At 64.2% G+C, this 11155-nt stretch carries 14 protein-coding genes; 12 read left to right on the top strand and 2 right to left on the bottom strand.

Translation table 11 applies throughout. The annotated features are described in order from the left end of the window. Positions 1-20 precede the first annotated feature (20 nt). The 12 genes from rplC (at position 21) to glmS (ending at position 9114) form a co-directional block, all read left to right on the top strand. Positions 21-677, top strand: a complete 657-nt coding sequence (rplC, locus tag CIHUM_RS01840; protein ID WP_034997229.1) for a 50S ribosomal protein L3 — start codon at positions 21-23, stop codon at positions 675-677. Beyond that, a complete protein-coding gene (gene rplD, locus CIHUM_RS01845) occupies positions 674-1339 on the top strand; it encodes a 50S ribosomal protein L4 (RefSeq protein ID WP_034997230.1) in 666 nt (221 codons plus the stop codon). Before rplC ends, rplD begins: the two co-directional genes overlap by 4 nt. Beyond that, positions 1340-1645, top strand: coding sequence for a 50S ribosomal protein L23 (gene rplW / locus CIHUM_RS01850; RefSeq protein ID WP_034997232.1), 306 nt, complete (start codon positions 1340-1342; stop codon positions 1643-1645). It begins immediately after the preceding gene. Between the two features lie 42 nt (positions 1646-1687). Continuing rightward, positions 1688-2521, top strand: a complete 834-nt coding sequence (gene rplB / locus CIHUM_RS01855) for a 50S ribosomal protein L2 (RefSeq protein WP_034997234.1) — start codon at positions 1688-1690, stop codon at positions 2519-2521. Between the two features lie 16 nt (positions 2522-2537). After that, positions 2538-2813 (top strand): 30S ribosomal protein S19, encoded by a 276-nt coding sequence (gene rpsS / locus CIHUM_RS01860; protein ID WP_018017481.1) that lies wholly within the window; start codon positions 2538-2540, stop codon positions 2811-2813. A gap of 3 nt (positions 2814-2816) precedes the next feature. Further along, positions 2817-3176, top strand: a complete 360-nt coding sequence (gene rplV / locus CIHUM_RS01865) for a 50S ribosomal protein L22 (RefSeq protein ID WP_034997238.1) — start codon at positions 2817-2819, stop codon at positions 3174-3176. After that, positions 3176-3919 (top strand): 30S ribosomal protein S3, encoded by a 744-nt coding sequence (rpsC, locus tag CIHUM_RS01870; RefSeq protein WP_034997239.1) that lies wholly within the window; start codon positions 3176-3178, stop codon positions 3917-3919. The genes rplV and rpsC overlap by 1 nt, the downstream gene beginning before the upstream one ends. Before the next feature lie 3 nt (positions 3920-3922). After that, entirely contained in the window at positions 3923-4339 is a 417-nt protein-coding gene (rplP, locus tag CIHUM_RS01875; protein ID WP_034997241.1) for a 50S ribosomal protein L16, read from the top strand. After that, positions 4339-4578 (top strand): 50S ribosomal protein L29, encoded by a 240-nt coding sequence (gene rpmC / locus CIHUM_RS01880; protein WP_034997243.1) that lies wholly within the window; start codon positions 4339-4341, stop codon positions 4576-4578. Before rplP ends, rpmC begins: the two co-directional genes overlap by 1 nt. Before the next feature lie 2 nt (positions 4579-4580). Next, positions 4581-4865 carry a 30S ribosomal protein S17 gene (gene rpsQ / locus CIHUM_RS01885; RefSeq protein ID WP_034997244.1) on the top strand — a complete coding sequence of 95 codons (285 nt, stop codon included), beginning with the start codon at positions 4581-4583 and terminating at the stop codon, positions 4863-4865. Positions 4866-5042: 177 nt separating this feature from the next. Continuing rightward, on the top strand, positions 5043-7145 hold the full coding sequence (locus CIHUM_RS01890) for a PhoX family protein (RefSeq protein ID WP_034997246.1): 2103 nt from the start codon (positions 5043-5045) through the stop codon (positions 7143-7145). 103 nt (positions 7146-7248) lie between these two features. Next, complete coding sequence (gene glmS, locus CIHUM_RS01895) at positions 7249-9114, top strand: glutamine--fructose-6-phosphate transaminase (isomerizing) (protein ID WP_034997253.1); 1866 nt, start codon at positions 7249-7251, stop codon at positions 9112-9114. Positions 9115-9388: 274 nt separating this feature from the next. On the opposite strand, the gene CIHUM_RS01900 is transcribed toward glmS, so the two are convergent. Beyond that, positions 9389-10264: a carbohydrate kinase family protein gene (locus CIHUM_RS01900; RefSeq protein ID WP_034997254.1), complete on the bottom strand. Its 876-nt coding sequence runs from the start codon at positions 10262-10264 to the stop codon at positions 9389-9391. A gap of 67 nt (positions 10265-10331) precedes the next feature. Further along, positions 10332-11153, bottom strand: coding sequence for a bifunctional hydroxymethylpyrimidine kinase/phosphomethylpyrimidine kinase (gene thiD / locus CIHUM_RS01905; RefSeq protein ID WP_034997256.1), 822 nt, complete (start codon positions 11151-11153; stop codon positions 10332-10334). Between the last annotated feature and the right edge of the window lie 2 nt (positions 11154-11155).

Consider the following 11155-nt stretch of genomic DNA (forward strand, 5'->3'; position numbering starts at 1 on the left):
AGTAGTGGAGAACTAACAACATGTCTGAGAACCAGATCAAGGGCATTCTGGGCAAGAAGCTCGGCATGACCCAGATCTTCGACGAAGACAACCGAGTTATCCCGGTTACCGTCGTCGAAGCTGGGCCGTGCGTGGTCACCCAGATCCGTACCCCTGAGACCGATGGCTACTCTGCCATCCAGATCGCCTACGGCGACATCGATCCCCGTAAGGCAAAGAAGCCGCAGGCCGGCCACTTCAAGAAGGCCGGCGTGAACCCGCGCCGTTTCGTCACCGAGATCCGCATGGATGACACCTCGGGCTACGAACTCGGCCAGGAATTCAACGCAACCATCTTCGAGGGCGACACTTACGTGGATGTCGCCGGCACCACCAAGGGCCACGGCTACGCCGGCGCTATGAAGCGCCACGGCTTTGCCGGCCAGGGTGCCGCACACGGTAACCAGGCTGCGCACCGCCGCGTGGGCTCCATCGGCGGCTGCGCAACCCCGGGCCGCGTGTTCAAGGGCACGCGCATGGCAGGCCGCATGGGCGGTAACCGCGTCACCACCCAGAACCTGAAGATCCAACGCATCGACGGCGACAACAACCTCATCCTGATCAAGGGCGCCATCCCGGGCGCTAAGGGTTCCGTTGTTACCGTCAAGACCGCAGTGAAGGGCGGTGCTCACGCATGACGAACCTGACGCTTGACGTCCACACCGCTGACGGAGCCACCAAGGGCTCTGTCGATCTCCCGGCCGAGTTCTTCGACCGTGAGGCATCCGTGGCGCTGATGCACCAGGTTGTGAACGCACAGCTTGCTGCCGCACGCCAGGGCACCCACGCGACGAAGACTCGCGGCATGGTCGCCGGCGGCGGTAAGAAGCCGTTCCGCCAGAAGGGCACCGGCCGCGCACGCCAGGGTTCCATCCGTGCTCCGCACTACACCGGCGGTGGCACCGTGCACGGTCCGCAGCCGCGTTCCTACGCGCAGCGCACCCCGAAGAAGATGATCAAGGCTGCCCTCGCAGGCGCTTTGACCAACCGCGCACAGAACGAGCGCATCCACATCGTGGAGGACCTGGTCCCGGGCCAGACCCCGTCGACCAAGTCCGCCCGCGCTTTCATCGAGCGCCTCACGGACCGCAAGTCGGTTCTGCTGGTGATCGGTCGTGATGACCAGAACTCCCGTCTTTCCGCAAGGAACCTGCCGGGTGTCCACGTCATTGAGCCGGCTCAGCTGAACGCATACGACGTGCTCAACGCTGACGACGTTGTGTTCTCGGTCGAGGCGCTGCACACCTTCGTCAACCGCGGCAAGGAGCTCGCTACCGCCGCTGCGGAGGAGGAGAAGTAAATGGCTAAGATCGCGAACCCGCGCGACATCATCATCGCGCCCGTGCTCTCTGAGAAGAGCTACGGCCTGATGGAGCAGAACACCTACACGTTCTTCGTCGCTCCGTCGGCCAACAAGACCCAAATCAAGATTGCCGTGGAGCAGATCTTCGGCGTCGACGTCGCTTCGGTGAACACCGTCAACCGCGAGGGCAAGCGCAAGCGTTCCCGCACCGGCTACGGCCAGCGCAAGGACACCAAGCGCGCCTACGTCACGCTCCGCGAGGGCAGCGACTCCATCGACATCTTCGGAGGTGCGACGGCCTAACGGCTATCGCACAGCGAAGAGGACGATAGAAAAGGAACCATTATGGCTATTCGTAAGTACAAGCCGACAACTCCGGGTCGCCGTGCCAGCTCCGTTTCCGCGTTCGACGAGATCACTCGCTCGACCCCGGAAAAGTCGCTGCTGCGCCCGCTCCCGAAGAAAGGTGGCCGTAACTCCCACGGCCACATCACCACCCGTCACCGCGGCGGCGGCCACAAGCGTCGCTGGCGCGTGATCGATTTCCGCCGCTCCGACAAGGACGGCGTGCTGGCAAAGGTCGCTCACATCGAGTACGACCCGAACCGCACCGCAAACATTGCGCTGCTGCACTACTTCGACGGCGAAAAGCGCTACATCATCGCGCCGAAGGGCCTGACCCAGGGCACGATCGTCGAGGCTGGTCCGAACGCCGACATCAAGGTCGGTAACAACCTGCCGCTGCGCAACATTCCGACCGGTACGACCATCCACGCAGTGGAGCTCAAGCCGGGTGCTGGTGCGAAGCTCGCCCGCTCTGCAGGCGCTTCCATTCAGCTGCTGGGTAAGGAAGGCAACTACGCAGTCCTGCGTATGCCGTCTTCCGAGATCCGCCGCGTGGACATCCGCTGCCGCGCCACCATCGGTGAGGTCGGCAACGCCGACCAGATCAACATCCGTTGGGGCAAGGCCGGCCGTATGCGCTGGAAGGGCTGGCGCCCGACCGTGCGTGGTGTGGTTATGAACCCGGTCGACCACCCGCACGGTGGTGGCGAGGGCAAGACCTCGGGTGGCCGCCACCCGGTGTCGCCGTGGGGCCAGAAGGAAGGCCGCACCCGCAACCCGAACCGTTATTCCAACAACATGATCGTGCGGCGTCGCCGCTCGAAGAAGCGCTAAGAGGAGGTAAACAGACATGCCACGTAGCCTGAAGAAAGGCCCGTTCGTCGATGAGCACCTCCTCAACAAGGTGGACGCTCAGAACGAGGCTGGTACCAAGCAGGTCATTAAGACCTGGTCGCGCCGTTCGACCATTCTCCCCGATTTCATCGGTCACACCTTCGCCGTCCACGACGGCCGTAAGCACGTGCCGGTGTTCGTCGACGAGTCCATGGTCGGCCACAAGCTCGGCGAGTTTGCACCGACCAAGACCTTCAAGGGTCACGTCAAGGAACAGAAGGGACGTCGATAAGCAATGGCTGACACCATCACCACTGCATCCGCGACGGCCAAGTTTGTCCGCGTCTCGCCGATGAAAGCCCGCCGCGTGCTGGCTCTCGTCCGCGGTAAGGACGTTGCCGAGGCCCTCGCGATCCTGAAGTACGCACCGCAGGGTGCTGCCAAGGACGTTGCGAAGGTTGTTGCCTCCGCAGCAGCCAACGCTGAGAACAACTTCGGCATGGACCCGCGCACGCTCGTCATCTCCGAGTGCTACGCAAACGAGGGTCCGACGATGCGCCGCTACCAGCCGCGCGCTCAGGGCCGCGCCTTCCAGATCCGGAAGCGCACCTCCCACATCACCGTTGTTGTCGAGTCCAAGGAAGGGGCCAAGTAATGGGCCAGAAGATTCACCCGCACGGCCTGCGCCTGGGTATCACTTCCGACTGGAAGTCCCACTGGTACGCCGACAAGAACTACGCCGACTACGTTGCGGAGGACATCAAGGTCCGCGAGTGGCTTGAGAAGAACCTCGAGCGCGCCGGCATCTCCGACATCGTCATCGAGCGCACCCGCGACCGCGTGCGTGTGGACATCCACACCGCTCGTCCGGGCATCGTCATCGGCCGCCGCGGCGCCGAGGCCGACCGCATCCGCCGCGAGCTGGAGAAGCTCACCGGCAAGATGGTCGCGCTGAACATCATCGAGGTCAAGAACATCGATGCCGACGCAACCCTGGTTGCGCAGTCCATCGCCGAGCAGCTGGTCAACCGTGTCGCGTTCCGTCGCGCCATGCGTAAGGCCATCCAGTCCGCGATGCGCAACCCGCAGGTCAAGGGCATCAAGGTTATGACGTCCGGCCGCCTCGGCGGCGCGGAAATGTCCCGTGTCGAGCGTTACCACGAGGGTCGCGTTCCGCTGCACACCCTGCGTGCGGAGATCGACTACGGCACGGCAGAAGCACACACCACCTTCGGCGTCATCGGCGTCAAGGTGTGGATCTACAAGGGCGACGTCGTGGGCGGTGTCCGCGAGTCCGAGCTGAACGCCCCGAAGAACGAGCGCGGTGGCCGAGGCGACCGTCGCCCGCGCCGCGGCGGCCAGCGTCGCCAGCGTGCAGAGCAGAAGAAGGAGGGCTAATTCATGCTCATCCCTAAGCGCGTGAAGTACCGCCGTCAGCACCGCCCGAACCGCTCGGGTGTGTCCAAGGGCGGCAACACGATCACCTTCGGCGACTACGGCCTGCAGGCACTCGAGCCGGCGTACATCACCAACCGCCAGATCGAGTCCGCACGTATCGCCATCAACCGCCACGTCAAGCGTGGTGGCAAGGTGTGGATCAACATCTTCCCGGACCGTCCGTTGACCCAGAAGCCGCTCGGCGTGCGTATGGGTTCCGGTAAGGGCCCGGTAGAGAAGTGGGTGGCCAACGTTAAGCCTGGCCGCATCCTCTTCGAAATGTCCTACCCGAACGAGGAGACTGCAATTGAGGCTCTGCGCCGCGCTGGCGCGAAGCTTCCGTGCAAGGTCCGCGTGATCAAGAAGGAGGACCAGTTCTAATGGCAACCGGTACCCCCGCATCTGAATTCCGTGAGCTGAGCGATGACGAGCTGCGCACCCGCCTGAGCGAGGCGAAGGAAGAGCTGTTCAACCTGCGCTTCCAGCTTGCTACCGGCCAGCTCACCAACAACCGCCGTATCTCCACCGTGAAGCGCGACATCGCTCGCATCTACACGGTGCTGCGCGAGCGCGAGCTTGGCCTGTCCGTCGTCCCGGAGTCCACGGGAGCTGAGGCATAACCATGAGTGAGGCAAACGTGACTGAGAACACCAAGGTCAAGGCAGTGCAGAAGCGTCGTCGTGGCTACGTCGTGTCCGACAAGATGGACAAGACGATCGTCGTTGAGGTCGAGGACCGTAAGTCCCACGCCTTGTACGGCAAGATCGTGCGTACCACCGAGCGTGTGAAGGCACATGATGAGACGAACACCGCAGGTGTTGGCGATCTCGTCCAGATCGAGGAGACGCGTCCGCTGTCCAAGGACAAGCACTTCCGTCTCGTCGACATCATCGAGAAGGCTCGCTAAGAGCACTTAGCTTCTCGACAACGTACCCGTCCAACCTGTGTTGGGCGGGTATTTTCGTCTTTGGTGGGCCCCATTAGGAGAGTTTGACAAGTGTTCACCTGGAATTCGGCATTCATTCACGCCTGTTGACTAACTTCTTTTCAGGCCAAAGTCTGTATACGTTTCCTGGGAGAACTCATGCCTATCAGGGGTATTAACCTGCTGTTCCAGTCCAAGCGCTCCTCGATGACCTGCACCTACAAGTGTGGTAACGCGTGCGCTGGCGATTGCACCAACGAGTCCGACAACCCGTACTTCGGCGACCTGATGTCCCGCCGTGGCGTTCTCAAGGCCTTCGGCGCCGGCACCGTGACTCTCGGCGGCGGCGCGCTGCTGGCCGCGTGTGGCGTCGATGAGAATGCGGCGCAGACCACCGAGTCCGCCACCGCAACCACCACCAACACCACAACCGAGGCTGCGAAGGCTGAAATCAAGCCGGCAGCGGGTATGCAATTCGAGGGCGTGCAGCCGAACGAGAAGGACGAGGTTGTCGTCCCGGCCGGCTACGCCACCTCCGTGCTGATCGCCTGGGGCGACCCGGTTTACGAGGACGCTCCCGAGTTCGACCCGAATAACCAGACCGCCGAGGCCGCTGCCCGCCAGTTCGGCTTCAACAACGACTTCGCCGGCTTGATGGAGCACCCGACGGACAAGGACCGCATGGTCTACGTCTGCTCCCACGAGTACACCACCGAGCCGCAGATGCTGCCGAACTACGATCCGGAGAACCCGACGGACGAGCAGATCAACATCGGCATCATGGGCCACGGCCACACCATCCTCGAGGTGTCCAAGGACGCCAAGACCGGCGAGCTCAAGCGCGAGTTCGGCCCGCTGAACCGCCGCATTACCGGTGAGACCGAGTTCAAGATCGTCGGCCCGGCTGCCGGCCACGACCTGCTCAAGACCTCCGTCGACCCGACCGGCACCAAGGTCTTCGGCACCTTCAACAACTGCGCTGGCGGCGTCACCCCGTGGGGCACCTTCCTGTCCGGCGAGGAGAACATCGACCAGTACTGGGCCAACGCAGCTGCCGTCACCGGCGAGCGCCCGGCCGCCGACGTGAAGCGTTTCGGCGTGTCCGAGGAGGCATCCCAGCGTAAGTGGGAGCGCCTGCACGACCGCTTCGACCTGGCCAAGGAGCCGAACGAGTTCAACCGCTTCGGCTACCTGGTTGAGATCAACCCGTATGACCCGGAGTCCGTCCCGGTCAAGCACACCGCCCTGGGCCGCTTCAAGCACGAGGCCGGCAACGTCCACGTCACCGAAGACGGCACCGTAGTGTGCTACTCCGGCGACGACGCACGCTTCGAGTACATCTACAAGTTTGTCTCCTCCAAGAAGGTCAAGGAGGGCGACGTCGCCCACAACATGACCATCCTGGACGAGGGCACCCTCTACGTTGCCAACCTCGAGGGCAACTCCCCGGCCGGCGAGATCACCGGCGACGGCGACCTGCCCAAGGACGGCGACTTCGACGGCACCGGCAAGTGGATCCCGCTGCTGACCGCACACGCAGACGGCACCGCTGAGTCCCACGTCGACGGCTTCACCGGTGAGGAGGTTGCCATCTACACCCGCCTCGCAGCTGATGAGGTCGGTGCCACCAAGATGGACCGCCCGGAGGACTTCGAGGTCAACCCGGTCAACGGCAAGCTCTACATGGCGCTGACCAACAACAAGTACCGCGGCGCCACCGGCGAGAACGAGAAGAAGAGCCAGGAAGACGTTACCGAGTACGCTCCGATCCGCGAGAACAAGAACGGCCTCGTCATGGAGCTCGAGGACGACTACGCAGGCACCGAGTTCACCTGGAACCTGCTGCTCGTCTGCGGCGACCCGAACGCAGCGTCGACTTACTTCGGCGGCTTCCCCAAGGAGCAGGTGTCCCCGATTTCCTGCCCGGACAACCTCGCGTTCGACTCCCACGGCAACCTGTGGATCTCCACCGACGGCAACGCTCTCGGCTCCAACGACGGCCTGTACGCTGTCGGCCTCGAGGGCGAGAACCGCGGCCAGGTGATCTGCTTCCTCACTGTGCCGTACGCAGCTGAGACCTGTGGCCCGATCGTCACCGACGAGGTGGTCATGGTCAACGTCCAGCACCCGGGTGAGACCGACGAGGGCACCTTTGAGAAGCCGGCTTCCCACTGGCCGGACGGTGGCGACTCCGTTCCGCGCCCGGCCGTTGCACAGGTGTTCCGCACCGACGGCCAGAAGATCGGCATGGAAAAGGCGTAAGCCTGAAGGCGCAATCCGATCGACCCCGCCGCTGACCACAAATGTGGTCCGTGGCGGGTTTTCACTTTTTACAGCCCCCTATACAGGAGTACGATTTTTTCCCATGTGTGGAATCGTTGGATACGTTGGCGCCGGCACCGCTGAGCGCGACGCGAAGAATGTCATTGTCGAGGGACTTCGCCGCCTCGAATACCGCGGATACGATTCCGCAGGTGTTGCGGTGGCCAACAACGGCGTCATCGAGTGCCGTAAGAAAGCCGGCAAGGTCGCGGACCTTGAAGCTGAAATTGCTGATAACCCCATCGCCTCCTCGAAGCTGGGCATCGGACACACCCGCTGGGCAACCCACGGCGGCCCGACCGACGTCAACGCCCACCCGCACGTGGTCGGCGACGGCCGCATGGCTGTGGTCCACAACGGCATTATCGAGAACTTTTCGGCGTTGAAGGCGGAGCTCGTCGATAAGGGCTACCGCTTCATCTCCGAAACCGACACTGAGGTTGCTGGCACCCTGCTGCTGGACATCTACGACAAGGAAGCTGACGGCGACCTCACCCGCGCGATGCAACTGACCGCGCAGCGCCTTGAAGGTGCGTTCACCCTGCTGGCGATCCACGCGGACCACCCGGACCGCATCGTTGCCGCACGCTGGAACTCCCCGCTGGTCATCGGCGTGGGCGAGGGCGAGAATTTCCTTAGCTCCGACGTCGCCGGCTTCATCGAATTCACCCGCGACGCAGTGGAGATGGATAATGGCCAGATTGTCACCCTCACCGCCGACGGCTACGAGGTCTGCGAATTCGACGGCAACCCCGCCGAAGCCAAGCCGTTCACCGTGGAATGGGACGTCACCGCCGCGGAGAAGGGCGGCTTCAACTCCTTCATGGAGAAGGAAATCCACGACCAGCCCTCCGCCGTCCGCGACACGCTCTACGGTCGTTTCGACGAACAGGGCAAGCTCATCCTCGACGAGCTGCGTATCGACGAATCCGTGCTGCGCTCCATCAACAAAATCATCATCGTCGCCTGCGGCACCGCTTCCTACGCAGGCCAGGTGGCGCGCTACGCCATCGAGCACTGGTGCCGCATTCCGACGGAGGTAGAGCTCGCCCACGAGTTCCGCTACCGCGACCCGATTGTCAACGAACGCACCCTCGTGGTGGCCGTGTCCCAGTCCGGCGAAACCATGGACACGCTCATGGCCGTGCGCCACGCCCGCGAGCAGGGCGCGAAGGTGATCGCGATCTGCAACACCGTCGGTTCCTCCATCCCACGCGAGGCAGACGCGTCGCTGTACACCTACGCCGGCCCGGAGATCGCCGTCGCGTCGACGAAGGCGTTCATCTCCCAGATCGTCGCCGCTTACCTGCTCGCCCTGTACCTGGCGCAGGTGCGCGGCAACAAGTACGCCGACGAAATCCGCCAGATCGTTGACGAGCTGCAGGAGATGCCGGACAAGATCCAGCAGGTGCTGGACAACGAGGGGCAGGTCAAGCAGCTGGGCCAGGACATGTCGGATGCGAAGTCTGTGCTGTTTTTGGGCCGCCACGTCGGCTTCCCGGTCGCTCTCGAGGGCGCTTTGAAGCTGAAGGAAGTGGCTTACCTGCACTCAGAGGGCTTCGCCGCCGGCGAGCTCAAGCACGGCCCGATCGCGCTCGTGGAGGAAGGCCAGCCGGTGTTCATCATCGTGCCGTCCAAGCGCTCCCGCAATAACCTGCACGCCAAGGTCGTCTCCAACATCCAGGAGGTTCGCGCCCGTGGTGCGGTGACCATCGTGATCGCGGAAGATGACGACACGGACGTGGAGGCATACGCCGACCACATCGTCCGCATCCCGGAGTCCGCCGGCCTGATGCAGCCGCTGTTGTCCACCATCCCGCTGCAGATCTTCGCCTGCTCCGTGGCAGAGGCCCGCGGCCTGAACGTGGACCAGCCGCGCAACCTGGCCAAGTCGGTCACGGTGGAGTAGGGGCCGCGGCCCGGGGTTCGCGGATCCAGTGCGTGATCGTGTAAACGGAACCCTGCGGATCTGCTAGTTGTGGGTTTGATGACGCTAGCAGATCAACTGTCCAAGTTTGCGTTTGCGCAGATGATAGTGAAAGGCGCTGTCGGTAAGAGCGTAATCTGCTAGATCCTCGGCTGTGGCTGGAGTGGGCCACTAGCAGATCCGTGTCCCCGGGAACGGAGAGCGAGGGGACGCAAGGGGATGGTGCATCAGTGACGAGGCAAAGCGCACACCGGGCCTACCCCAGCTCGTGCAGGTACGGCGTGTCGGCCCCGGTGCGGGCGACAGTGACGGCGGCGGCGCGGGCGGCGAAGTCGAGGATCTCGCGCCACTCTTCTGCGCCAAGGTCCAACAACGCGCAACGATCGAGGCCGCGGGCGTCGAACTGGTACACCAGCGCGGCCAAGACGGTGTCGCCGGCGCCGATGGTGTCCGCGACTTTAACTTGCGGGGCCTGTACTTCCGCGGTGCCGAAGGGTGCGCGGACGCGGATTCCGGCTCCTCCCAGCGTGGTCACGACAACGGGCACATGCGAGGTGTCGCCCAGAAACTCCACTTCCTCGTCGGAGAGTTTCAGCACCGTAACTGCCTCAAGCATGCCGCGCAGGAACAGCCGGTGTTTCTCGGATGCGAAGGCGGGGCGGATATTCGGGTCCAGGCACACCACGGCCCCGGCGTCTGCGGATTGCCGGGCGGCTTCGGCGTAGCGCAGCGACGCCGGTTCCAACGTGAGCGAGAGGGTGCCGAACACTGCGTAGCCGCCGCTCACCGGAACCGGTTCGGCCAGCCTGTCGACGGTGCCGTCCACGTAAAAGGTGTAGGTGGCGGCGCCGTCTGCGTCGAGTGACGCGACGGAGAGGGTGGTCGGTTCTTTGCCCATCAGGCAGTGGGAGAGATCCACCCCGTCGGCGGCGAGGGAATCGCGCAGCGCCGTGCCGTACGCGTCGTCAGACAGGCGCGATTGGAACGCGACGTCTGCACCGAGACGCCCCAACGTGCGGGCCACGTTGAACGGGCCGCCGCCGAGCGCGGGCGTCAGGGGCGCGAGCGGGCCGGCGCCGGCGGGGACGAGGTCGACCAGGGCTTCGCCGTACACGGTGATGGAGGAGGTCATGCCTCGTAGACTACGGAACCATGTCGTACCGGCCGAAACATCGCTTCACAGCGCCGCAGGAAGCCGGTTACACCCCGCCCGCGAGGCGGTAGAGGCGGTGGAAGTGGTGCACCGGCCCGTGGCCTTGGCCGACGTGGAGCTCGTCGGCGTTGGCGATTGCTTCGTGGAGCCACTCGGAGGCCCAGGTAACGGCGGCAGTGGCGCTGCCGAGTGCCATGCGCGTTGCCAGCGCGGAGGACAGGGAGCAGCCGGTGCCGTGGGTGTTTTTCGTCGCTACGCGGGGCACCTCGGCGACGTGCGCGCTGCCGTCGGGGGCAACGAGTGCGTTGGAGGCACGCTCGCCGCTGAGGTGGCCGCCCTTGACCAGGACCTGCACGTCTGCCTCGCGGGCGTAGCGCTGTCCCAGTTCCACCGCCGCCTCGAACGAATCTGGCTCGGGCTCGTCGGTCAGTACCGCCAGCTCCGGGATGTTCGGAGTGACCACGGTGGCGTGGTCGGCCACCAGCTGGCGCAGCGCGGCTTCTGCGTCGGCGGAAAGCAGCCTGTCGCCGGAGGTGGCCACCATCACCGGGTCCACCACCGCGACCGGCACAGGGCGGACGGCGAGGTAATCGGCGACGGTGTGGGTGGTCTCTGTGTCGCCGAGCATGCCGATCTTCACGGCGTCGACCGCGACATCGTCGAACACCGCGTCGAGCTGCGCGCGCAAAAACGACTGCGGGGGTGTGTGGATCTCGCGCACACCCTGGGTGTTTTGCGCCACCAGCGCGGTGGTCACGCTCATGCCGTACCCGCCGGCGGCGGCGATGGCCTTCAGGTCGGCCTGGACGCCGGCGCCACCGGTGGGGTCGGTGCCAGCGATGGACAGAACTCTGGGGATTTGTGCCATGT

The sequence above is a fragment of the Corynebacterium ihumii genome (assembly GCF_028609825.1).
GTDB classification, from domain to species: domain Bacteria; phylum Actinomycetota; class Actinomycetes; order Mycobacteriales; family Mycobacteriaceae; genus Corynebacterium; species Corynebacterium afermentans.